The organism is Burkholderia alba (assembly GCF_034721475.1).
Lineage (GTDB): Bacteria > Pseudomonadota > Gammaproteobacteria > Burkholderiales > Burkholderiaceae > Burkholderia > Burkholderia alba.
On sequence record NZ_JAWJWL010000007.1, the window covers coordinates 76,244 to 98,012 of the forward strand.

22 protein-coding genes are annotated in these 21,769 nt (G+C 69.6%); 7 read left to right on the top strand and 15 right to left on the bottom strand.

Features of this window, described 5'->3' with window-relative positions:
• Positions 1-133: 133 nt before the first annotated feature.
• A complete protein-coding gene (locus RZR99_RS09765; RefSeq protein ID WP_323119549.1) occupies positions 134-1,777 on the top strand; it encodes a GMC family oxidoreductase in 1,644 nt (547 codons plus the stop codon).
• A gap of 33 nt (positions 1,778-1,810) precedes the next feature.
• Here RZR99_RS09765 and RZR99_RS09770 read toward each other — a convergent pair whose 3' ends face one another.
• From RZR99_RS09770 to fliF, 6 genes are read right to left on the bottom strand one after another with little or no spacing between them, the layout of a single operon-like run.
• Positions 1,811-3,178: a flagellar hook-length control protein FliK gene (locus RZR99_RS09770; protein ID WP_323119550.1), complete on the bottom strand. Its 1,368-nt coding sequence runs from the start codon at positions 3,176-3,178 to the stop codon at positions 1,811-1,813.
• Between the two features lie 36 nt (positions 3,179-3,214).
• Positions 3,215-3,667 carry a flagellar export protein FliJ gene (gene fliJ / locus RZR99_RS09775; RefSeq protein ID WP_323119551.1) on the bottom strand — a complete coding sequence of 151 codons (453 nt, stop codon included), beginning with the start codon at positions 3,665-3,667 and terminating at the stop codon, positions 3,215-3,217.
• Between the two features lie 5 nt (positions 3,668-3,672).
• On the bottom strand, positions 3,673-5,184 hold the full coding sequence (gene fliI / locus RZR99_RS09780; protein ID WP_323119552.1) for a flagellar protein export ATPase FliI: 1,512 nt from the start codon (positions 5,182-5,184) through the stop codon (positions 3,673-3,675).
• Positions 5,178-5,858: a flagellar assembly protein FliH gene (fliH, locus tag RZR99_RS09785; protein WP_323119553.1), complete on the bottom strand. Its 681-nt coding sequence runs from the start codon at positions 5,856-5,858 to the stop codon at positions 5,178-5,180. Before fliH ends, fliI begins: the two co-directional genes overlap by 7 nt.
• Complete coding sequence (gene fliG / locus RZR99_RS09790; protein ID WP_323119554.1) at positions 5,851-6,846, bottom strand: flagellar motor switch protein FliG; 996 nt, start codon at positions 6,844-6,846, stop codon at positions 5,851-5,853. Before fliG ends, fliH begins: the two co-directional genes overlap by 8 nt.
• Positions 6,836-8,611 carry a flagellar basal-body MS-ring/collar protein FliF gene (fliF, locus tag RZR99_RS09795; protein WP_323119555.1) on the bottom strand — a complete coding sequence of 592 codons (1,776 nt, stop codon included), beginning with the start codon at positions 8,609-8,611 and terminating at the stop codon, positions 6,836-6,838. The genes fliG and fliF overlap by 11 nt, the downstream gene beginning before the upstream one ends.
• A gap of 245 nt (positions 8,612-8,856) precedes the next feature.
• Here fliF and fliE point away from each other — a divergent pair, with 245 nt between their 5' ends.
• From fliE to RZR99_RS09825, 6 genes are all read left to right on the top strand, one after another.
• The gene (gene fliE / locus RZR99_RS09800) at positions 8,857-9,198 is read left to right on the top strand and encodes a flagellar hook-basal body complex protein FliE (RefSeq protein WP_323119556.1); all 342 of its coding nucleotides are present in this window, start codon (positions 8,857-8,859) and stop codon (positions 9,196-9,198) included.
• A gap of 133 nt (positions 9,199-9,331) precedes the next feature.
• Positions 9,332-9,766, top strand: a complete 435-nt coding sequence (gene fliS / locus RZR99_RS09805; RefSeq protein ID WP_323119557.1) for a flagellar export chaperone FliS — start codon at positions 9,332-9,334, stop codon at positions 9,764-9,766.
• Positions 9,763-10,095: a flagellar protein FliT gene (locus RZR99_RS09810; protein WP_323119558.1), complete on the top strand. Its 333-nt coding sequence runs from the start codon at positions 9,763-9,765 to the stop codon at positions 10,093-10,095. The genes fliS and RZR99_RS09810 overlap by 4 nt, the downstream gene beginning before the upstream one ends.
• A 90-nt stretch (positions 10,096-10,185) precedes the next feature.
• Positions 10,186-11,583 (top strand): flagellar hook-length control protein FliK, encoded by a 1,398-nt coding sequence (gene fliK / locus RZR99_RS09815; RefSeq protein WP_323119731.1) that lies wholly within the window; start codon positions 10,186-10,188, stop codon positions 11,581-11,583.
• Positions 11,580-11,909 carry an EscU/YscU/HrcU family type III secretion system export apparatus switch protein gene (locus tag RZR99_RS09820; RefSeq protein ID WP_323119559.1) on the top strand — a complete coding sequence of 110 codons (330 nt, stop codon included), beginning with the start codon at positions 11,580-11,582 and terminating at the stop codon, positions 11,907-11,909. The genes fliK and RZR99_RS09820 overlap by 4 nt, the downstream gene beginning before the upstream one ends.
• 375 nt (positions 11,910-12,284) lie before the next feature.
• Positions 12,285-13,010, top strand: coding sequence for a PepSY-associated TM helix domain-containing protein (locus RZR99_RS09825; RefSeq protein WP_323119560.1), 726 nt, complete (start codon positions 12,285-12,287; stop codon positions 13,008-13,010).
• Between the two features lie 31 nt (positions 13,011-13,041).
• Here RZR99_RS09825 and RZR99_RS09830 read toward each other — a convergent pair whose 3' ends face one another.
• The 9 genes from RZR99_RS09830 to RZR99_RS09870 form a co-directional block, all read right to left on the bottom strand.
• On the bottom strand, positions 13,042-14,064 hold the full coding sequence (locus RZR99_RS09830) for an XdhC family protein (protein WP_323119732.1): 1,023 nt from the start codon (positions 14,062-14,064) through the stop codon (positions 13,042-13,044).
• Positions 14,065-14,241: 177 nt separating this feature from the next.
• Entirely contained in the window at positions 14,242-15,645 is a 1,404-nt protein-coding gene (locus tag RZR99_RS09835; RefSeq protein WP_323119561.1) for an amino acid permease, read from the bottom strand.
• A gap of 209 nt (positions 15,646-15,854) precedes the next feature.
• Complete coding sequence (rqpR, locus tag RZR99_RS09840; RefSeq protein ID WP_323119562.1) at positions 15,855-16,511, bottom strand: response regulator transcription factor RqpR; 657 nt, start codon at positions 16,509-16,511, stop codon at positions 15,855-15,857.
• A 9-nt stretch (positions 16,512-16,520) separates the two neighbouring features.
• Positions 16,521-17,336, bottom strand: a complete 816-nt coding sequence (locus tag RZR99_RS09845; protein WP_323119563.1) for a sensor histidine kinase — start codon at positions 17,334-17,336, stop codon at positions 16,521-16,523.
• 413 nt (positions 17,337-17,749) lie between these two features.
• A complete protein-coding gene (locus tag RZR99_RS09850; protein WP_323119564.1) occupies positions 17,750-18,520 on the bottom strand; it encodes a ferredoxin--NADP reductase in 771 nt (256 codons plus the stop codon).
• Between the two features lie 193 nt (positions 18,521-18,713).
• The gene (locus RZR99_RS09855) at positions 18,714-19,361 is read right to left on the bottom strand and encodes a LysE family translocator (protein ID WP_323119565.1); all 648 of its coding nucleotides are present in this window, start codon (positions 19,359-19,361) and stop codon (positions 18,714-18,716) included.
• Between the two features lie 76 nt (positions 19,362-19,437).
• Positions 19,438-20,244 carry an endonuclease/exonuclease/phosphatase family protein gene (locus RZR99_RS09860; RefSeq protein ID WP_323119566.1) on the bottom strand — a complete coding sequence of 269 codons (807 nt, stop codon included), beginning with the start codon at positions 20,242-20,244 and terminating at the stop codon, positions 19,438-19,440.
• Positions 20,245-20,250: 6 nt separating this feature from the next.
• Positions 20,251-20,736 carry a hypothetical protein gene (locus RZR99_RS09865; RefSeq protein ID WP_323119567.1) on the bottom strand — a complete coding sequence of 162 codons (486 nt, stop codon included), beginning with the start codon at positions 20,734-20,736 and terminating at the stop codon, positions 20,251-20,253.
• A gap of 159 nt (positions 20,737-20,895) precedes the next feature.
• Positions 20,896-21,600 (bottom strand): nitroreductase, encoded by a 705-nt coding sequence (locus RZR99_RS09870; RefSeq protein ID WP_323119568.1) that lies wholly within the window; start codon positions 21,598-21,600, stop codon positions 20,896-20,898.
• Between the last annotated feature and the right edge of the window lie 169 nt (positions 21,601-21,769).

A 21,769-nucleotide genomic window follows, 5' to 3' on the forward strand; every position in this document is an offset into this window, starting at 1 on the left:
TTTAGAGGAATCGCTCTTGAATTGACGCGCCGCGTCCGAGCACGCATTTCTACAATGCGCGAACATTACACGCGAAATCAGGGCGTCGCGACGGCGACGTGCGTCACTGTCCATGACATGAAGGAGACATGACATGCAGTATGACTACATTATCGTCGGCGCGGGTTCGGGCGGATCGAGCCTCGCGGGCCGGCTTGCCGACGCGTGCCCGGATGCGACGATCGCGCTGATCGAAGCGGGCCGGCACACCGAGCGCAACCTGCTCGTCAACATGCCGGTCGGCATCGCGGCGCTCGTCCCCTTCAAGCTGCGCACCAACTACGGTTACGAGACGGTCCCGCAACCGGGCCTCGGCGGCCGGCGGGGCTACCAGCCGCGCGGGCGCGGAATGGGCGGATCGAGCGCGATCAACGCGATGATCTACACGCGCGGCCATCCGCTCGATTACGACGAATGGGCGCAGCTCGGCTGCACGGGCTGGGGCTGGCATGACGTGCTGCCGTATTTCCGCCGCGCGGAAGGCAACCAGCGCGGCGCGAACGCGTGGCATGGCGGCGACGGCCCGCTCACGGTTTCGGATCTGCGCTTTCGCAATCCGTTCTCGGAACGCTTCATCCAGGCCGCGCATGAAGCGGGTTATCCGCTGAACGACGATTTCAACGGCGAACGGCAGGAAGGCGTCGGCTTCTATCAGGTGACGCATCGCGACGGCGCGCGCTGCAGCGTCGCGCGGGCCTACGTGTACGGCCGCACGCGCCCCAACCTGCACGTGATCGTCGATGCGACGGTGCTGCGCGTCGCGTTCGACGGCAAGCGCGCGGTGGGGATCACGCTCGCGCGCAACGGCCAGCTCGAAACGCTCGGCGCGCGCGCCGAGGTGATTCTCGCGGCGGGCGCATTCAATACGCCGCAGCTGTTGATGTGCTCGGGCGTGGGGCCGGCAGAACAGCTGCGCCGACATGGCGTGACGCTCGTGCACGATGCGCCGGACGTGGGCGAGAACCTGATCGATCACATCGACTTCATCATCAACAAGCGGGTGAATTCGTCGGATCTGGTCGGCATCTGCGTGCGCGGTCTCGCGAAGATGACGCCGCAGCTGATGCGCTATCTGTCGAAGCACGACGGGATGATGTCGAGCAATGTCGCCGAGGCGGGGGGCTTCATCAAGAGCGAACCGGGGCTCGACCGGCCCGACCTGCAACTGCATTTCTGCACCGCGCTCGTCGACGATCACAATCGTCGCATGCACTGGGGCTTCGGCTATTCGCTGCACGTGTGCGCGCTGCGGCCGAAGAGCCGGGGCACGGTCGCGCTCGCGAGCGGCGACGCGCGCGACGCACCGCTGATCGATCCGCGCTTCTTCAGCGACGAGCGCGATCTGGCGCTGCTGATGAACGGCGCGAAAGCGATGCGGCGGATCCTGTCGGCCGCGCCGCTCGCCTCGCAGGGCGGGCGCGAACTCTATACCAGCCCGGACGATACCGACGACGCGCTGCGCGCGGCGATCGTCGCGCACGCGGATACGATCTATCACCCGGTCGGCACTTGCCGGATGGGCAGCGATCCGCGCGCGGTGGTCGATACGCAACTGCGCGTGCGGGGCGTCGAAGGCTTGCGGGTGGTGGATGCGTCGGTGATGCCGACGCTGATCGGCGGCAATACGAATGCGCCGACCGTGATGATCGGCGAACGCGCGGCGGAGTTCATCGCCGCCGCCCGCAACGGGCGGGAGGCGACGCAGGCGCCGCGCGCGGCAGCGTTGCACGGCCGCTGATGCGCACGCCGGGGCGCGCGCGGCGGCCGGCGCTTACGCGAAGGTATCGACTAGCCCGACGACGCGCTGCGTTGCGGTGCTGGCGGACGGTGCGGCGTCGGCGAGCCCATCGCCGGCCGCCGGTGCGCCGAATGCGCGCCGGTGGTGCGCGTGTCCGCCGTGCTGTTGCGGGGTCTGCTGCTGGGCGGCTCCGAAGCCGCCGTCGCTGACGCTCGCGCTGCCGAGCCCGAGCCCGCCCGATTCCATTGCATCGCGCAGTTTCGGCAGCGCCGCTTCGACGGCGTCGCGCACCTGCGCGTGCTGCGAGACGAACAGCGCGTGCGCGTGATTGTCGGCGATGCGCAGCACGACCTGCAGCGGCCCCAGGTCGGGCGGATTGAGCGTCAGCTCGGCGCTTTGCTGATGCGCGTTCGACAGGAACACCACCTTCTGGCTCAACGCGTCGGTCCAGTCCGGCGTGCCGACCATCGGCGCGAGCGACTGCGCGGTGGCGGTGCCGGCGATGCTCGCGCCCGCCGCCTGCGAGGTCGGCACGTTCTGCTGCAGCGCGGCGCTTGCCGAGGCCAGCGTCGCGCGGGCGGCGTCCGCCGAATCCTGCAGCGCGGCGAGCGCGCCCGAGGCATCCGCCTTCACGCTCCCGGCAGCGGCTCCGATGGTGGGCGGTGCCGGGTCGGCTTGCGTCGGTGCGGCGGCGAGGGTCTTGTCGAGCGTGAGCCCCTTGGTGGCGAGCGGCGTGCGCGGCGGGGCGTTGTCGGCGGCCGCATTGCCGCCGGTGTTCTGCGCGATCGTCGGTGCCGCGGCCGCCTGTCCGCCACCCGTCAGCGTGTCGAGCGCGGTTTGCAGCGCGTCGCGAACCGATTGCGGCGCCGAGCCGCTCGTCGACGTGCCGTCGGCTTGCGCGGGGTGACCGGCGAGCGCCTGCGCCGCGTTCGCGACGGTCGACGCGGCGGTGTCGCCTGCCGTCTGCGCGACGGCATCGGGGCGGGCCTGCAACTGCGCCTGAACGGAGGCGGCGGCCGCGAGCGCGGCGGCCTGCGCGGCGGCCGCCGCGTCGGACGGCGGTTGAGCGGTTTGCGCGGGGTCGTCCTTGTCGGCCGGCTTCGAGCCGTCCGACGCATTCGATGTCGTGCTGCCCGACGGGCCGGCCGGATTCGCGGGACTGCTCTGGCCGGGCGGGCTGGAGGCGGTGCCGGTGCCGGACGGCGCACCGTTCTGGGCCGGCGCCGGGCCGTTCGCCTGACGCTGGGACTGCACGCTTTGCCTGAGCGTTTGAGCGAACGGCGCGGCCGCGGCAGGATCGTCGGCGGCCGGCGACGGAGCCGGCGTGCTCGATCCGCGCGAGGCTTTCAGCGCCGTGCCGGCGGAGTCGAGCAGCGTGGCGCCAAAGGGGAGTGAGGGCATGACGGGTCTCGGGTTCGGGTTCGGTTCGCGCGGCATTTACTTCGCCGCGTCCGCGCGCATCCGCAGCACCTTGGCCGCGTGTTCGTCGGAATCGCGTTGTTCGATCTTCGCGGTGCGCCGCGCTTCCTGCTCCGCGCCGCGCGCCTGCAGGATCTCGAAGGAGCCGACCGCGCGCTTCTTCGACTGCCACTCGGGGCGGGCTTCGTCGATCCTGGCCTCGGCCGCGGCCAGCACATGACGCTGCTGGCCGATCGCGGCATCGAGCGTATCGATGAAGGCCTGGAAGTTGCGCCAGTTGCCGGCCGGCATGCCCGATTGCGCGGAGACCGCGAAGCGCGCGTGATACTCGTCGCGATAGCGCAGCAGCGCATCGAGCTGCGCCTGCGCGTCGGTGCGATCGCGCTGCGCGTGGCCGAGCTGCCGGGTCGCGGTGTCGAGCGCGTCTTGCGCGCGGTCGAGCAGGATCTGCAGGGGAAAGCTTTGAGCCATGACGGTCAGCCTCCTTCGGAATCGAATAGCGCATCGAGCCCGGCGAGGCTCTGCGCGAACGGGGCGCACTCGCGGAAGCCCTGTTGCAGGAACGCCTCGATGCGCGGGTAGAGCGCGATCGCGCGGTCGAGCTGCGCATCGCGGCCGCTCGCATAGGCGCCCACCGCGATCAGGTCGCGATTGCGCTGGTAGCGCGACAGCATCTGCTTGAAATGACGGACGCGATCGAGATGCGGCTCGTCGATCAGCGCCGTCATCGCGCGGCTGATCGACGCCTCGATGTCGATCGCCGGGTAGTGCCCGGCCTCGGCGAGCGTGCGCGACAGCACGATGTGGCCGTCGAGAATCGCGCGCGCCGAATCGGCGATCGGATCCTGCTGGTCGTCGCCTTCGGTGAGCACGGTGTAGAACGCGGTGATCGAGCCGCCGCCCGCCGGGCCGTTGCCGGTGCGCTCGACGAGCGCGGGCAGCTTGGCGAACACCGACGGCGGATAGCCCTTGGTCGCGGGCGGCTCGCCGATCGCGAGCGCGATCTCGCGCTGTGCCATCGCGTAGCGCGTCAGCGAATCCATCAGCAGCAGCACGTGCTTGCCCTGGTCGCGGAAGTATTCGGCGAGCGTCGTCGCATAGGCCGCGCCCTGCATGCGCAGCAGCGGCGATACGTCGGCGGGCGCCGCGACGACGACCGAGCGCGCGAGGCCGTCCTCGCCGAGGATCTGCTCGATGAATTCCTTCACTTCGCGGCCGCGTTCGCCGATCAGCCCGATCACGATCACCTCGGCGCTCGTGTAGCGCGCCATCGTGCCCAGCAGCACCGATTTGCCGACGCCGGAGCCGGCGAACAGGCCCATCCGCTGCCCGCGTCCGACCGTCAGCAGCGCGTTGATCGCGCGCACGCCGACGTCGAGCACATGGTGGATCGGTTCGCGCTCGAGCGGGTTGATCGAGGCCGCGGTGAGCGGGGCGTCGAGCTTTGCCGTGAGCGGGCCGAGGCTGTCGAGCGGGCGGCCCGATGCGTCGACGACGCGGCCGAGCATGTCCCAGCCGACCGGCAGCCGCTTCGCGCCGGACAGCGGATCGGCGACCGGCGCGCTTTCGAGCGGCCAGACGCGGGCGCCGGGCAGCACGCCGGCGACGTCGGTGGTCGGCATCAGGAACAGGCGGTCGCCGGCGAAGCCGACGACCTCGGCTTCGGCGAACGGCCGCGTGCTGCCCGCGGGCAGCTCGATCGTGCATTCGGCGCCGACCGACAGGCGCAGCCCGATCGCTTCGAGCACCAGCCCGGCGGCGCGGGTGAGGCGCCCGCACGGGCGCAGCGGCAGCGCGCGGGCGTTGCGTTCGCGCAGGCCGTCGAGATGGCCGCGCCAGTGCGCGAGGTGCGGATTCGCGAGCGCGGCGGCCGCAGCGGCGGGGTGAGGCGCGGCGGTGGAGGCGTCGCCGTGCGATGCGAGCGCAAGTTCGCGCTCGAGCGGCGTGAGGCCGTCGCGTTCGAGCGGGCCGGCCCCGGCGTTCACCATGAGCTCACCTTGCCGAGCGCGGCCGCGACCCGCTCCCAGCGGGTCGTCAGGGTCGCGTCCACTTCACCCGTGGCGGCGTGCGCGCGGCAGCCGCCGCGCGCGATCGCCGGATCGGTGCGCACGCTCCAGCCGAGCGCATCGAGTTCGTCTTTCAGATAGGCCTCGACCACCGGCAGGTCGGCGGGATGCACGAGCAGGTGCGGCGCGCCGGCGAGCGCGGGCTCGGCGGCGAGGATCTCGCGGGCCGCGGCGATCAGCGCGGCGGGATCGTGCTGCACGTGATGGCGTACCACCTGCTGCGCGATGTCCAGCGCGAGCGTCGCGAGATCGTCGGCGAGATCGCGTTCGACGCCGGTGAGCGCGTCGCGGAACGTCGCGGCGAGCGCGGCAAGCTGCGCGGCTTCCGCGCGGGCTTCGGTCCGGCCCGCCTCGAAGCCCTGCGCGTGCCCTTGTTCGTAGCCGGCCTGATAGCCGAGCGCCTGGCCTTCGACGTGGCCGGCCGCGATGCCTTCCGCATGCGCGGCGTCGCGTACGCGCTGCAATTCCGCCGCGAGCGCGGCGGCGGCCGCGCCGCCATCGTCGGGCGGCGGCGGGGGCGGCGGATCGAACGAGGCCATCTCCCACCGCTGATAGGCGGTGAGCGGCTTCGCGCGGACGCTCGCCGGATCAGACATACGCGTCTTCCGCCTTGCCGCCGAGCACGATCTGGCCGCTTTCGGCCAGGTTGCGCACGACCTGCAGGATCTTGCGCTGCTGCGTTTCCACCTCGGAGACGCGCACCGGGCCGCGCGCGTCGAGATCCTCGGCGAGCAGTTCGGCCGCGCGCTGCGACATGTTCGACAGGAACTTCTGCCGCAAGGCGGGCGGCGCGCCCTTCAGCGCGATGATCAGCGCTTCCGATTCCACTTCCTTCAGCAGCAGCTGGATCGCGCGATCCTCGAGATCGAGCAGGTTCTCGAACACGAACATCTGGTCGATGATCTTCTGCGCGAGATCGGGGTCGTACTGCTTGACGTTCTCGATCACCGCTTCCTCATGCACGCTGGTCATGAAGTTGAGGATCTCGGCGGCGGTGCGGATGCCGCCCATCGGACTGCGCTTCAGGTTGTCGCTGCCGGACAGCAGGCCCGTGAGCACGTCGTCCAGCTCGCGCAGCGCGGCGGGCTGGATGCCGTCGAGCGTCGCGATCCGCAGCAGCACGTCGTTGCGCAGCCGTTCGGTGAAGCACGACGCGATCTCCGACGCCTGGTCGCGGTCGAGATGCACGAGGATCGTCGCGATGATCTGCGGGTGCTCGTTCTTGATCAGCTCGGCCACCGCGCTCGAATCCATCCACTTGAGGCCTTCGATGCCGCTCGTGTCGCTGCCCTGCAGGATCCGGTCGATCAGCACGCCCGCCTTGTCCTCGCCGAGCGCCTTGGTCAGCACCGAGCGGATGTATTCGCTCGAATCGAGCGACAGCGCGGTGTGTTGCTCCGCTTCCTTCACGAAGTCGTGCAGCACGTCCTCGACCTGCTCGCGCGTGACGTTCTTCAGCGCGGCCATCGCCGCGCCGATCTTCTGTACCTCGCGCGGCGCGAGAAACTTGAATACCTGCGCGGCTTCCTCCTCGCCGATCGACATCAGCAGGAGCGCGCTCTTGGTCAAACCTTCAGCGTTCATCGGACACCCAGTTCTTCACGACGGTTGCGACGATCTTCGGATCCTGACGCGCGATCGTGCGCGCGTAGTCGAGATTGCGTTCGTAGCGGCCCTTCTCGTTCTCGAACGCGAGCAGCGCGGGATCGGGTTCCTCCTCGAGGCTGCGCTTGTCGGGCGCGGGCAGGCCGTCCAGCATCACCTGGTCTTCCGGCGCCGGCAGCGCGGGCGCGGCAGGCTCGGCGGCCGGGAACGCGCGGCGCATCGCCGGGCGCACGAACATGAAGTAGAGCGCGGCGGCCGCGGCGGCGACGCCCAGCCATTTCGCGATGTCCTTGCCCAGCTCGATCATGTCGGGCTGACGCCACCACGGCAGGCCGGCGAGCGGGTCGGCGGAGGTCGTGAACGCGCTGTTGACCACGTTGACCGAGTCGCCGCGTTTCTCGTCGTAGCCCATCGCGTCCTTCACGAGCTGCTCGATCTGCGCGAGCTTCGGCGCCGGCAGCGGCTGCATCGTCACGCGGCCTTTCGCGTCGGTGCTCGGCTGGTAGTTGACCACCACCGCGACCGACAACCGCTTGATGCCGCCCATCGGCTGCTCGACGTGGCGCACGGTCTTGTCGAGTTCGTAGTTGGTGGTCGAATCCTTGCGGTCGCTGACCGGGGTCGACGACGGGCCGCTCTGGCCGTTGCCCGCGACGATGGGCGCGGACGCCGGCTGCGGCGGGGTGTTCGACAGCGCGCCCGGCACGCCCGACGCGCCGCCCTGGGCAAGCTCGGTCGCGGTGCTGGTCTGCTGGCTGCGGATCGCGGACTGCTGCGGCGTGCCGTTCGGGCTGTAGCTTTCGGAGGTCTGCTCGACCTTCGCGAAATCGATGTCGGCGCTGACCTGCGAGCGCGCGTTGCCGGTGCCGAAGATCGGCACGAGGATCGCGTCGATGCGCTTTTGCGTGTTGCGCTCGATCTGCTGCACGTACTTGAGCTGGCTCGCGTCGAGGCCGCTCGCGGCGGCCGGCTGAGTCAGCAGGTTGCCGTCCTGGTCGACGATCGTCACGTTCTTCGCCGGCATGTCGGGCACGCCGGACGCGACCATCCGGGTGATCGCCAGCACCTGGCCCTCGTCGAGCACGCGGCCCGGGTACAGATCGACGAATACCGACGCCGACGGCGCCTCGCGATCCCGCACGAATACCGACGGCTTCGGAATCGCGAGATGGACGCGCGCGCCGCGCACCGCGTTGATCGATTCGATCGTGCGCTGCAGCTCGCCCTCGAGCGCGCGCTGATAGTTCACCTGCTCCGCGAACTGGCTGATGCCGAACTTCTGGTTGTCCATCAGTTCGAAGCCGACCGAGCCGCCTTTCGGCAGGCCGAGCGCGGCGAGGCGCAGGCGCGTTTCGTGCACCTGGTTCGACGGCACGAGGATCGCGCCGCCGGCGTCGGCGAACTTGTACGGGATGTTGGACTGCTGCAGCGCGGCGATGATCGCGCCGCCGTCGCGGTCGGACAGGTTGCTGTAGAGCACGCGGTAGTCCGGTGCGCGGCTCCACAGCACGAGCGCGACGATCGCGGCGATCGCCAGCGCGGCGACGACGAGGAACGGCAGGCGCGGGTTGGTCTTCATCCGCGACAGGCCCGAGAAGCGCTCGGCGAAGCCGCCCAGGCCGAAGTCCGCGCCGGCCCCGGCGCCACCGGGCAGCGCGCCGGCCGCGGTCGCGGCATTGGGCGGCGTGCCGGCGAGGCTCGCGCGGGCGTCGGGGTTGATCAGCGAGTTGGCCTGCGAATCCATGCGTCGGGTTTCTCCACAGCGGGCTGGCCCGTTCGGACGAGCGGGCGGACATTGACACGATGCGATTATCCGTAAGCGCGTCCGTCCCGATCGGCCGAATAGAGCGGGGTTTCCCCCGTACTTTCACCGCTTTGGCGCAGGCCCGGCTGCTATGCTTTTTCGCAATCCGGCATGGCGCCCGCGGCGGGTCCGCCACCGGTTTGCGCCGGGCCCGAGTCCCGGTTTGGCCCTTTTGCGGAGATCACATGACTGCCCCCGTCAACGGAATCGCTTCGGCGTTGCAACAGATGCAGGCGATGGCCGCGCAGGCGGCAGGCGGCGCCACCGGTCCGGCGGCGCTCGCCGGCTCGGGCGCGGCCACGGCAGGCACCTTTGCCAGCGCGATGAAGGCGTCGCTCGACAAGATCAGCAGCGATCAGAAGACCTCGCTCGGCGAGGCGAAGGCGTTCGAGCTGGGCGCGTCGAACGTATCGCTCAACGACGTGATGGTCGACATGCAGAAAGCGGGCATCGGCTTCCAGTTCGGACTGCAGGTGCGCAACAAGTTAGTGAGCGCCTACAACGAGATCATGCAGATGTCGGTCTGAGCCCGGCGTCCCGCGTCGTTTTCCTAAAGCTTTTACTTTCCCTTCCGATAACTCCGGTAGATGTTCTCGCACCGTGCGATGCGCGGCGGCGGGCCTACCCTGCGTTTCTTTATCTCAAAATTAGGAGGCCGCCATGTTTTCCCCAGGACACGCTGGAGCCAGCGCTTATGCTCGGGTCGGCGTCGAGACAGGGGTGATGGGCGCGAACCCGCATCGGTTGATCGCGATGCTTTACCAGGGGGCGCGGCAGGCGATCGCGCTGGCGCGGATGCACCTGCAGCAAGGCAATGTGGCCGCGCGCGGCGACGCGATCGGCAAGGCGATCCGGATCGTCGAAAGCGGCCTGCAGCAGTCGCTCAACCTGGAGGTCGGCGGCGAGATCGCCGGCCGCCTCGATGCGCTCTACACCTATGTCGCGCGGCGCCTGCTCGAAGCCAACGTGCAGGCGAGCGAGGCGATGCTGATCGAGGTCGACGGCCTGCTCGCGACGCTCGAGGACGCGTGGACCGGGATCGGCCCCGAGGTTGCGAGGATGACCGCCCAGGCAGGGACGGACGCCGCGCGATGAACCGGAACGCCGATTACCTGGCGCGCTACGAGGCGATCGCGGCGGTGTCCGGCCGGATGCTGACGGCTGCGCGGGGCGCGGCGTGGCATGAGCTGGGCGGTTTGCAGGAGGAGTATCTGAGGCTCGTCGACGGGCTGAAGGACGCCGAGCAGGGCATCGCGCTCGACGATTCCGAGCGCGGCCGCAAGTACGAACTGATTCGCCGCATCCTGGCCGACGACGCGGCGATTCGCGATCTCGCGAGTCCCGATGTCGCGCGCCTGTCCGCGCTGTTCGAGGCCGGGCGCTCGACGAGGGTGCTGAAGGATCTGTACCAGGCGCGCCGCTGACCGCGGACGACGGCTCCTCGCGTCGGTGCCGGCGGACGGCCGTCGCGCGCGATTGACCCGATTTTCATCCGGCCCGCGCCAGGATTCATGATGACCGGTATCGATACCGTGGCCGCCGCCATCCTGGCGAGCCGCATCGACAGCTTGCTGAACCTTCCCGTGCCGGCCGCGACGGGCGGCGCCGCGCCGTCGCAGGTCGGTTCGTCCGCGACCGCGCCGGGCACGGCGACGCCGACCGCCTCGCCGAACGGGGCGCCGGGCGCGCCGCCCGCGTCGGCGCAGACCGCGTTGTCCGAAGTCGGTCTGACGCTCGACGCGATTTCCCGCTACGGCGGCGAAGCGACCGCGCCGGTGCTGGGCGGGGCGCCGCTGCTGCCCGCGCCGCCCACCGCGCAGGCCGCCGCGCTGCTCAAGCCGGCGCTCCTCCTACTGGATACCGGAAGTCCCGATGCCGCCCCGGCGGCCGCGCCGGCGGCGCAAGCCGCGCCCGCGTCGCCCGTCGCGGCGCTGAGCGCCGCGCTCGCGCAGGCGGTCGCGGAAAGCGGGCTCTTCTACGAATCGCATCTCGCGCAGTGGTTCGCCGGTCAGCGCAGCACGGCGGCGCTGGCGCGTGAGCCGCAGGCGCGGCTGGCCGGCGACGGCACGCCGCCGGCCGTCGCCCAGCCGGACGATGCGCTGGCGGATGCGCTCGCCGCGCGCCTGCCGCTCCCGCAAGCCGGTCGTCCGGCCGGCGATACCTCGCCGGGCGGGCCGACGCCGAATTCGAACCCGGGCGCCGCGCAGAATCCGGCCGCGCCGTTCGCGCGCTCCGCTGCTTATGCGGCCGCGGCGGCCGGCGCCGACGCCGATCTGAAGAGCGCCTTGTCGACGTCGCAGGGCGCGCCGCGCGCGGCCGGTGCGGGTGCCGACCCGGCGTCCGACGCGCCGGCGTCGATTGCCGCATCGCTGCACCCCGCGACGCTGCCGATCGTGCGTCAGCAGCTCGATCTGCTGGCCACCGACCAGTTTCGCTGGATCGGCGACGCCTGGCCCGGCGCCCGGCTCGACTGGGTCATCGAGCCCGACGAGCAGGGCGGCCGCGAGCGCCAGCCGGGCGACCCGGCGCTCGCCGACGGCATCGCGTGGCGCACCCGCCTGACGCTCGCGCTGCCGTCGCTCGGGATGGTCGACGCGGATCTGGTCCTGAACGGCACGCAGCTCACCGCGCGGCTGCGCGCGAACGAAGCGGGCGCGGCGCGGCTCGTTTCGCACGGCGACGTGCTGCGCCGGCGGCTCTCGGCCGCCGGCCTGGAATTGAACGGACTGTCGATCCGGGCGATCGAGGGCGTGCCGGACGGCTTCGACACGATGGCCGCGAAGGCCGCCGCATCGGCCTACGCGCGCGGCGGCGCGGTGGCCAGCGAGGTGCTGCCGGCGGAGCCGAAGCCCGAGCCGGCCGCCCGCGCGCCGGCATACGACCGGTTCGACGACTGGGAGTTGCTGCCGTGAGCCGGACCACCCGCCGGAGCGCCGCCGCGCTCGTCTACGACGCGAAAGGCGGCGATGCCGCGCCGCGCGTCATCGCGAAGGGTTACGGGCTGGTTGCCGAGATGATCGTCGCGCGGGCGCGCGATGCGGGACTGTACGTGCATACCGCGCCGGAAATGGTGTCGCTGCTGATGCAGGTCGATCTGGATTCGCGCATCCCGCCGCAGCTTTATCAGGCGGTCGCCGAGTTGCTCGCGTGGCTGTATGCGCTCGAAAGCGAAGCGGGCGAGGCGGCCGCGCAGGACGGCGAGGCGCCGGGTTTCCCGCCGTTGAAGCCGGCGCGTTGAACGTGCCGGCTTCAACGCGTCGCGGGGAGCGTGGGTCTCGGGCATCGCAGGTCAGGGGTGGGCCGAAGGCGGATGCGCCGCGCCTCGTGCGTTGAGCGCCGCCGCGACTTCATGCCGTGACGCGTGCGATGCGCGATCGGATTGCCTGCCCGGACGTTCCGTGACGAGGCCCCTCGCGGCGCTGCCCAGCGTGCCCCCGGCGCCGCATCCGCGCGGATTGCGCGCCGGGGCGCTCCGTCCGCCATCCTCGCCGGACCCGCGCATTGAGTCCCCCCTATTTTTGTGTAATGATATGCATTCTCATTTTGAACCGGATGGGCGGCCCGCGACCGATCGTGCGCCGCCCGTTGCCATTGTGCGGATGGAGCATCAAGCGTGAACGCGCCCGAATCGATCGAAAAACAGCCGCTGGCAGGCGTCACCTTGCTGCATCCGACCGCGTCCCGCGCGATGGGCGAGGCGGAACTCGCGGCGCGCCGCCAGCGCTCGCGCCGCGCGACGTTCATCAAGTGGCTGCGCAAGGTGCACGGCTGGGTGGGGCTGTGGGGCGCGGTGCTGGGCCTGCTGTTCGGCGTGACCGGCGTGCTGCTCAACCATCGCGCGCCGCCGCTCAAGATCTCGTCGGGGGAGCCCCAGGTCCAGCAACTGCAGCTCGCGCTGCCCGCCCCCGCGCCCGCCACGCCGTCCGCGATGGCCGGCTGGCTGCAGCACGAGCTGAAATTCGACGGCAAGCCCGGCCGCGTCAAGAAGGATCCGGCGCAGCCGGTCGCATGGGGCGATCGCAAGGTCACGCAGCCCGAGCACTGGCAGTTCGGCATTTTCGGCCCGGGCAGCAGCGTGCAGGTCGAGTACTGGGTGGGCAACGGCTATGTGTCGGTGAAGCGCACCGAAAACGCGTTCCTCACGACGCTCAACAACCTGCACCGCGGTGTCGGGATGAATATCTTCTGGATACTGCTGATGGATACGATCGCCGGATCGATGATCCTGCTGTCGCTCACGGGCGTCCTGCTGTGGACCGAACTGAACAAGCGCCGCACGGTCGGTGTCGTGCTCGTCGTCGGCTCGGTGGCGGCCGCGCTCGCGGCGGGCCTCGCCTGACCCTCGCGCGGCGGCGCACCGCCGCGCGCCCTCACACGCCGCAGGCCTCGCCGCCGGCGGCCAGCTCGCGCGCCGCTTTCGCGCCTTCCACCTGCAGGATCGTCGGCAGCGACACGCCGTTCTTCGCCGCCGTGACCTCCGCCAGAATCGATACCGCGATCTCCGGCGGCGTGCGGCTGCCGATGTAGATCCCGGCCGGGCCGTGCAGCCGGGCCAGTTCCACCGCGCTCAAGTCGAATTCCTGCAGGCGCTCGCGCCGCGCCGCGTTGTTGCGTCGCGAGCCGAGCGCGCCGACGTAGAACGCGGGCGTCTTCAACGCTTCCATCAGCGCGAGATCGTCGAGCTTCGGGTCGTGGGTCAGCGCGATCACGGCGCTGCGCCGGTCGAGCTTCATGTCGAGCACCGTATCGTCCGGCATCGTGCGCACGATCCGCGTGCCGGGCACGTCCCAGGCGTTGGTGTACTCTTCGCGCGGATCGCAGACGGTGACCTGGTAGTCGAGCCCCGCCGCGATCTGGCACAGATAGCGCGACAGCTGCCCCGCGCCGATCACGAGCATCCGGTAGCGCGGCCCGTGCACCGTGACGAGCCGCGCGCCGTCGAACTGGAGCCCGTCGGCGGCCTGGGCCGGAGCAAGCGTCGCAACGCCGGTCGCGAGTTCCAGCGTGCGGGTCACGAGCCGGCCTTCCTCGACCGCGTCGCACAGCGCCGCGATGCCGCTCGCGGGCGCGAGCGGTTCCAGCACCAGCTGGATCGTGCCGCCGCAGGGCAGCCCGAAGCGATGCGCCTCTTCGGCCGTGATCCCGTACTTGACCGCTTCCGGACGCGCGGTCGCGGCGATGCCCGATGCGTGCACGCGGGCGATCAGATCGTCCTCGATGCAGCCGCCCGACACGGAGCCGACCACGAGCCCGTCGTCGCGCACCGCGAGCATCGCGCCTTCGGGGCGCGGCGACGAGCCCCAGGTCTTCACCACCGTGACGAGCAACGCGCGACGGCCCTCACCGAGCCAGCGCGCGCTCGTCTTCAATACTTCGAGATCGACGCTTTCCATCATTCATTCCTGATTGCGGGGCGGCCGGGCGTCCTGCGCCCGGCGTTCATGGGCGGGATTATGAACCGCTCGCCGCGAGTCTGCTGATCCCGCGCGGCGGCGCAAAAAAACGGCGCTGCCGCATCGCGGGAGCGCCGTTTCCGGGCGGCGCGGGGCGCCGCGGCCGAGAGGGCGGGGTCAGTGCGTGGCGTTGCCGTGCGCGAGCTTCGAGCGGCTGCGCGAATACGCGAAATACACGAAGAGACCGATCGCGAGCCAGACGAGAAATGCGATCCACGTGATCCATTGCAGGTTCAGCATCAGGAACAGGCATGCGGCGACGGCCAGCACCGGCAGCACCGGTACGCCCGGGCAGCGGAACGCGCGGGGCAGTTCCGGGTGGGTGCGGCGCAGCACCAGCACCGCGATCGACACCATCGAGAACGCGGCGAGCGTGCCGATGTTGATCAGCTCGGCCAGCACGGTGAGCGGGATCAGCGCGGCGATCAGGCCAAAGAGGAGGCCGACCAGCCAGGTGGTGAGGAACGGCGTCGCGAAGCGCGGGTGGACGCGCGACAGCACGCCCGGCAGCAGCCCGTCGCGCGACATCGCGAAGATGATCCGGGTCTGGCCGTAGCTCATCACCAGAATCACGGTGAGCATGCCGAGCACGGCACCGAGATCGATGAAGCCCGCGACCCATTTTTCACCCGCCACCTGCAGCGCATACGAGATCGGATGCGAAATGCTGGCGTACTGCGCCGACGGCACGATGCCCGTCGCGACGGCCGCGACCGTCACGTACAGCACCGCGCACACGGCGAGCGACGCGATGATGCCGATCGGCAGGTCGCGCTTCGGATTCTTCACTTCCTCGGCCGCCGACGACACCGCGTCGAAGCCGATGAACGCGAAGAACATCACGGCGGCGGCGCCGAATACGCCGTTCCAGCCGTGCGGCATGAACGGCGTCCAGTTCGCGGGCGTGACGTGGAACACGCCGACCGCGATCACGAGCAGGACGACCGCGATCTTGATGAACACCATGATGTTGTTCACGCGAGTCGATTCGCGAATGCCGATCGACAGCAGCGTGGTGATGACGACCATCACCAGGAACGCCGGCAGGTTGAAATAGGTGACGACGCCCGGGATCGCGCCCGGCGCGGCGGTGAGCGCGGCCGGCAGCGAGATGCCGAAGCCGTGCAGCAGCGACTGCAGGTAGCCGGACCAGCCGACCGACACGGCCGACGCCGCGAGCCCGTACTCGAGCATTAGATCCCAGCCGATGATCCAGGCGACCAGTTCGCCGAGCGTGGCGTACGAGTAGGTGTAGATCGAGCCGGCGACCGGAATCGTCGACGCGAATTCGGCGTAGGACAGCGCGGCGAGGCCGCAGGCGATCGCGGCGATCACGAACGACAGCATCAGCGCGGGGCCTGCCTGCACGGCGCCCGTGCCGGTCAGCACGAAGATCCCGGTGCCGATGATTGCGCCGATGCCGAGGAAGGTGAGATCCACCGCGCCGAGCGCCTTCTTGAGTCCGGCGGCGTGCGCGCTGGCGATCATGTGATCGACGTTTTTCTTGCGGAAAAGAGACATTGGGGATGAAGTACCTGAATCGCGCGAAGCGCGCGGCGGATGAGTAGTAAAACCCGCAATTTTAGCGGATCTGGCACGGGCCGCCGCTTTTCGGCGGTGGCGGCCCTCGAACGGCAACGGAAAAAAACGTCCGGGAAAACAGATGCTTGCGGACGGAACCGGTCCCGGCGAGGACACCGAAAGGGCGCCGCCGGGGACCGAGGGCACGGTCATGCGCCGATCTGCGGGTTCATGTCGACGAGCCGGTTGCTCATCACATAGAACGTCAGTTCGGCGTTGTTGGACAGCTTCATCTTCTCGAGCAGGCGCGTGCGATACACGCTCACGGTCTTGACCGACAGAGACAGCGTGTTCGCGATGTCGGTCAGCCGCTTGCCGGACGCCAGCATGCAGAGCGTCTGGTATTCGCGGTCGGAGAGCTTTTCATGCGGCAGCGGCTCGTTCTCGAACGAGACGTACTCGGCGAGCGCCTCCGCCATCGCCGGGCTCACGTACTTGCGCCCGGCCGCGACCTGCTGGATCGCGGAGATCATCTGAGCGGCGTTGACGGTCTTCGACAGGTAGCCCGACGCGCCCGCCTTCAGCGCGCGCACCGCGTACTGGTCCTCGCGATACATCGAGAACATCAGCACCGGCGTGCGCGGCAGCTTGCGCTTGATCCGCTTCAGCACTTCGATGCCGTTCATGTCCGCGAGCGAGATGTCGAGCAGGATCACGTCGAACGGCGCCTTGTCGGCGGCGGCGATCGCTTCGCAGCCGCTCTCCGCCTCAGCCACGTCGCGGGCGATGCCCCGGTCGATCAGCAGTTGCCGGATGCCCTGGCGGACAATGGCGTGATCGTCGACGAGCAGGATATGCAGGGTCATGTCGGCGCCTCACGAATGCGAGATGCTGCGCGGCGCGACCGGCGCGGCGGGCGCGAGCGCGGCCCAGCCGAAGCGTGCGCGCAGCGTGGTGCCGCGGCCCGCACGCGAGCGCGCGAGATCGAGCGTGCCGCCGAACGCCTCGCAGCGCGCCCGCATCCCGCCGAGGCCGTAGCCGCGCCGGTCGGTGGGCGTCAGGCCGATGCCGTCGTCGGCGACGACGAGCACGAGATGCGTGTCGTCCGCCTCGATCCGCACGTCGGCGGCGTGTGCGCGCGCATGTTTCGCGATGTTGGCGAGCGCTTCCTGCGCGACACGGAACACGGCCAGCGCACCGTCGGCGCCCAGGTGCGCCACCCGCGCATCGGCCACGCAGATGAAGCTCGTGCGCAGGCCGGTGCGGGCCGCGTAGGCGCCGATCCAGTCCGACAGGGTGGCGACCAGCCCGGCATCGAGCCCGGGTGTGTCCTGTTCGGCGATCAGCCGGCGATTGGCGTCGGTGGCGGCGTCGAGCGCCTGCTGGGCGAGCGCCAGCGCGCGCCGGCAGCCCTCGGGCACATCGGCCGGCAGCCAGGTGTCAACGTTTGCGAGGGCAAATCGAGCGGCGGTCAGATTGGCGCCGAGCCCATCGTGCAGTTCGCCCGCGAGGTGGCGGCGAGCGGATTCGTCGGCGGTGACAAGCTCGGCGGCCAGCCGCGCGATGCGGGCTTCGAAGCCCGCGGTCACGCGCGCGGGGGCGGGATGGAGGGCGATCGTGTCGTCGGCAATCGATTGCGCCGGCGAGAGCAGGGAGTTCGCGCCGGGCGGCGCACTAAACGGCGTATCCATGACTCTCCCTTCTATCAGAAAGCGAAACAGACACCCGTCGGCAGCACACCAGGCCGAGCGATCGCAACAGCGGCTGCTGTAAGGGATTTGCCATATGGCGGAGTAACAAAATTTACATCTAGTAACATTTGATCCGGCCCTGATAGCAAGCGCTCGATTACCTCTACGCGCCGCGCATGATATCTCAGAAGTATAGGAAAAGTCATACCGGCCGTTGGTTTAACGGCGCATTTGCAATCTCGGGATGAACCCGATGTAGGAAAAACACTGACAAATCAGGTATAGAGGATGGCCTCAAACATGTAACTATTTTGAGATACAAAGATGACGTGTTGTTACGAATTTGCCAAGTCCCCAAATAAAAAAACCGGAGCCTGCAGCTCCGGTTCTTGATGCGGATTAAAAACTGGGGATCAATCGACGAACGCGCGTTCGATCACGAAATGGCCCGGCGCGCTGTTCTTGCCTTCGACGAGGCCGGCCTGCTTCAGCAGGTCGGTGGTGTCCTTCAGCATCGCGGTGCTGCCGCACAGCATCACGCGGTCGTGCTCCGGCGAGAAGGCGGGCACGTCGAGATCGGCAAACAGCTTGCCCGATGCGATCAGGTCGGTGATCCGGCCTTCGTTCTCGAACTCCTCGCGGGTGACGGTCGGGTAGTAGATGAGCTTTTCCTTGATGATGTCGCCCAGGTACTCGTGGCCCGGCAGATCGTGCTTGATGTAGTCCATGTACGCCAGCTCGCCTTTCAGGCGGCAGGTGTGCGTGAGCACGATCTTGTCGAAGCGGTCGTAGATGTCCGGATCGCGGATGATCGACATGAACGGCGCGAGGCCTGTCCCCGTCGACAGCAGCCACAGCGTCTTGCCGGGCAGCAGATTGTCGGCGATCAGCGTGCCGGTGGGCTTCTTGCCGATCAGCACGGTATCGCCGACCTTCAGGTGCTGCAGCCGCGACGTGAGCGGGCCGTCCTGCACCTTGATGCTGAAGAACTCCAGATGTTCTTCGTAGTTCGGGCTCACGATGCTGTAGGCGCGGGCGAGCGGCTTGCCGTCGACTTCCAGGCCGACCATCGTGAATTCGCCGTTGTTGAAACGGAGGCTTTGCTCGCGGCTGCAGGTAAAGCTGAACAGCGTGTCGGTCCAGTGATGGACGGATTGGACGATAGCGGTGTCGTATTTGCTCATGGCTTCGAAAACGAGGCGAAAAACGAGGGCACCGGCCCGATCCGCGGATCGGCCGATGGCGGGCGCTGAACGCACGCCTACTCGATAACAGACGATTGGAGAACTCCGTATTTTACCTTGCTTGGGCCGCGCGCGGGCTTGACCCCGGCCGGCGGACGGGATTGGACGGGCCCGGACGCCTTTCCCGATCCTTTCAGCGATCGATGGCGAGCTTGGCGCCGAGGCCGATCAGCGCCGTGCCGCACAGGGCGTCGAGCGGGCGGCGTACGCGGCGATAGCCCCGCTGCGCCCGCGCGCTGGCGAACAGCAGCGCCACGCCGCCGTACCAGCCGGCGGACAGCGTGCCGATCAACACGAGCACCACGCCGTCGAACCACAGCGGTATGTGCGCGGGCAGCATCGCGGCGAACACACTGGTCCAGAACGCGCAGGATTTCGGGTTGGTGAGGCAGGTGACGAGCCCCGAGCGGTACGCGCGCAGGTAGTCGGCGGCGCGCGGCGGGGCGGCGGGTGCCGCGCCGGCCTCGGCGAGGGCGGTGCTCGCGTCGGGCCGCGCGCTCGCGCGCAGCAGCTTGAAACCGAAGTAGACGAGATAGAGTGCGCCGGCGATCCGGATGCCTTCGTATAGCCATGCGACCTGATGCAGCAGCGCGGACAGGCCGAGCAGCGCGAGCGTCGCCCAGGTGAGCGACGCGGTGCCGACGCCCAGCGCCGATGCGGCGCCCAGTCCGCGCCGCCCGGCCAGCGACAGCTGCGACACCATGAAAAAGTTCGGCCCCGGCGTGACGGCCGCGACCAGATAGACGGCGGCGATTTGCAGCAGGATCGGCAGATAGCTCATGGCGTGACGTGCGCGGCGGGGGAAAGCGCCACTTTACCGTGACGCCGCGCGCCGCGCAGACCGGGGACCAGGCGCGTCAGTCGAGCCGCAGCCGCGCGATGTACGGCAGGTGATCGGACAGCCAGGCGGTTTCCTGGCCGGGCGCGCTCCATTCGAGCGGCGTGAGGCCGCGCACGAACATCTTGTCGAGCGCGAGCGCGGGCGAGAACGCCGGGAACGTGCGGCCCGATTCGCCGAGCAGCGTCGCTACCTCCGTCAAACCGATCTCGCCGAACAGCGGCACGGAATCGTTGCGCCAGTCGTTGAAGTCGCCGGCCAGCACGAGCGGTCCGGTATTCGCGTGGCGGTCGATCCAGTGCGCGATCCAGTGCATCTGCCGCAGCCGGGCGGCGCGCGTGAGCGCGAGGTGCGCGCACAGCAGCGTGACGGGCTGCGCGCCCGCGAGCGTCGCCCGCGCGACCAGCAGCCCGCGCCGCTCGAAACGGTGCGCGGAGATGTCCCAGCGGCCGCCCAGATCGAGCGGATGCGGCGACAGGATCGCATTGCCGTGCCGCCAGGACGGTTTGAAGACATTCGGCCCGAGCGCGATCTGCCAGTCGAGCGCGCGGGCGATCTCGGTGGCCTGGCAATGCCACACGTCGTCGAGGGTATCGTCCATCGGCGCGCCGAAGCCGGCGGCGAGCACGGGCCGCGGCATGCGCCGCGCCATCGCTTCCTGCAGGAAATAGATGTCCGCGTGGGTCGATTGCACCCAGTTGCGCATCGCGTTCCACGCGGTGAAGCCGAGCGGCGAGCGGCCCTTGTGCAGATTCCAGCTGACCGCGGTGATCTCGTCGGGCGCGGCCTGCGGCTCGGCGAACGGAAGGGGGGCGGGCACGTGCATGGTCGATCAGTCCTGGGCGACGCGCGCGCGCACGCGGTAGACGAGCAGCGGGTGCTTGTCGACGACGGTCCAGTCGGTCCAGTCGCCGGCGCGGACGTTCAGGCCGGGATGGCTCGCGACGATCTGCCGGGGCGGCGCGGCCGTGCAGGCGGCGACGCCGCTTCGCGACGCATCGTCGTCGAGCTGGTCCTGGGTGTCGAGGGAGAGCGTGATCGCGTCGCCGTCGACGTACAGCGGCGCGACCGTGACCGTGCGCGACAGCTCGGACGGCTTCGCGGCCGGGTCCGCGACGCAGCCGGCGGGCAGCGCGGCCTCCGTCTGATGGGTGTCGGTGCGGCTCTGGCCGATGGTGGTTTTCTGGTGGAAGGTGTCGATCGTCTGTCCGTCGCGCACCACCTGCAGTTCCCAGTCGATGGCGGGCGGCGGGCCGCCTTGCGCATGCGCGGCGAGCGCGGCGCCGGCAAGCGCGCCGGCCAGACTGGTTTTGAACATGAAATTTTCGCGCGGACGCGGGATAACGAAGCAGGCAGACATCTTACGCTCGAACAAAATCGACGGACTTCTGACCGCGCGGACCGGCGATGGGTTCATCCGGCCCGCGCGGCGCGCGAACAGCGCGATAACGGGGAAATAGGCGCGGTCGCCGCATTTTCAAGCGAAGAAGCGGGTGAATTCGGCCACGCCGGCCCGTTCGGTGACGAGCTGGTTCGCGCGGGCATCGGGGTCGGCGTGGCCGAGCGACATGCCGCAGACGAGCTGTTCGTGGTCCGGGATCGACAGCTGCCCGGCGATGATCCGATGGAACGGCACGAACGCCGCCTGCGGGCAGGTATCGAGCCCGCGCCCGCGCGCCGCGATCATCACGCTTTGCAGAAACATGCCGTAATCGAGCCAGCCGCCGCGCGTCATCACGCGGTCGATCGTGAAGAACAGCGCAACGGGCGCATCGAAGAAGCGGAAGTTGCGGGCGTGCTGCGCGTGCATCCGCGCCTTCTCGTCGCGCCGGATGTTCAACAGCCCATACAGATCCCAGCCGACCTTGCGCCGCCGGTCGAGGTACGGCGACGTCCATTCGTCCGGGTAGTAACGATATTCGCCGACGTATTTCTCGTCGCGCTCGGGATCGTCGTAGGCGCTCGTCAGGGCGGCGGCGAGCGCATCGCGGGTCGCGCCCGTCGCGACATAGACGCGCCACGGCTGGATATTGGTGCCCGACGGCGCGCGGCTCGCCGCGGCGAGAATCGCCTCGATCGTCGCGCGCGGTACCGGGGTGGGCAGGAACGCGCGGATCGAGCGGCGCGACGTGAGCGCGGTGTCGACGTCGTGGGCAAGCGCGGGCGAAAACGGCTGGGACATCGGCGATTCCTGGGGGGGGCGGCGCGCGCGGATCGCGCGGCGGGTACGCACGCGGCGGCAGCGGTGCGGCGCGCACGGCGGACCTTCGATGATACGCGCGGCGCTCGCCGCGTGCAGCGCCGCGCGGGTGTTAGCAGCAGAGCGCGACGGCTGCTGGCTTGCGCGGGCG

Excerpts from the sequence above, each read along its gene's own strand:
- RZR99_RS09765 (WP_323119549.1), top strand. The coding sequence starts at position 134 with ATGCAGTATGACTACATTATCGTCGGCGCGGGTTCGGGCGGATCGAGC.
- RZR99_RS09770 (WP_323119550.1), bottom strand. The coding sequence starts at position 3,178 with ATGCCCTCACTCCCCTTTGGCGCCACGCTGCTCGACTCCGCCGGCACG.
- fliJ (WP_323119551.1), bottom strand. The coding sequence starts at position 3,667 with ATGGCTCAAAGCTTTCCCCTGCAGATCCTGCTCGACCGCGCGCAAGAC.
- fliI (WP_323119552.1), bottom strand. The coding sequence starts at position 5,184 with ATGGTGAACGCCGGGGCCGGCCCGCTCGAACGCGACGGCCTCACGCCG.
- fliH (WP_323119553.1), bottom strand. The coding sequence starts at position 5,858 with ATGTCTGATCCGGCGAGCGTCCGCGCGAAGCCGCTCACCGCCTATCAG.
- fliG (WP_323119554.1), bottom strand. The coding sequence starts at position 6,846 with ATGAACGCTGAAGGTTTGACCAAGAGCGCGCTCCTGCTGATGTCGATC.
- fliF (WP_323119555.1), bottom strand. The coding sequence starts at position 8,611 with ATGGATTCGCAGGCCAACTCGCTGATCAACCCCGACGCCCGCGCGAGC.
- fliE (WP_323119556.1), top strand. The coding sequence starts at position 8,857 with ATGACTGCCCCCGTCAACGGAATCGCTTCGGCGTTGCAACAGATGCAG.
- fliS (WP_323119557.1), top strand. The coding sequence starts at position 9,332 with ATGTTTTCCCCAGGACACGCTGGAGCCAGCGCTTATGCTCGGGTCGGC.
- RZR99_RS09810 (WP_323119558.1), top strand. The coding sequence starts at position 9,763 with ATGAACCGGAACGCCGATTACCTGGCGCGCTACGAGGCGATCGCGGCG.
- fliK (WP_323119731.1), top strand. The coding sequence starts at position 10,186 with ATGACCGGTATCGATACCGTGGCCGCCGCCATCCTGGCGAGCCGCATC.
- RZR99_RS09830 (WP_323119732.1), bottom strand. The coding sequence starts at position 14,064 with ATGGAAAGCGTCGATCTCGAAGTATTGAAGACGAGCGCGCGCTGGCTC.
- RZR99_RS09835 (WP_323119561.1), bottom strand. The coding sequence starts at position 15,645 with ATGTCTCTTTTCCGCAAGAAAAACGTCGATCACATGATCGCCAGCGCG.
- rqpR (WP_323119562.1), bottom strand. The coding sequence starts at position 16,511 with ATGACCCTGCATATCCTGCTCGTCGACGATCACGCCATTGTCCGCCAG.
- RZR99_RS09845 (WP_323119563.1), bottom strand. The coding sequence starts at position 17,336 with ATGGATACGCCGTTTAGTGCGCCGCCCGGCGCGAACTCCCTGCTCTCG.
- RZR99_RS09850 (WP_323119564.1), bottom strand. The coding sequence starts at position 18,520 with ATGAGCAAATACGACACCGCTATCGTCCAATCCGTCCATCACTGGACC.
- RZR99_RS09855 (WP_323119565.1), bottom strand. The coding sequence starts at position 19,361 with ATGAGCTATCTGCCGATCCTGCTGCAAATCGCCGCCGTCTATCTGGTC.
- RZR99_RS09860 (WP_323119566.1), bottom strand. The coding sequence starts at position 20,244 with ATGCACGTGCCCGCCCCCCTTCCGTTCGCCGAGCCGCAGGCCGCGCCC.
- RZR99_RS09865 (WP_323119567.1), bottom strand. The coding sequence starts at position 20,736 with ATGTTCAAAACCAGTCTGGCCGGCGCGCTTGCCGGCGCCGCGCTCGCC.
- RZR99_RS09870 (WP_323119568.1), bottom strand. The coding sequence starts at position 21,600 with ATGTCCCAGCCGTTTTCGCCCGCGCTTGCCCACGACGTCGACACCGCG.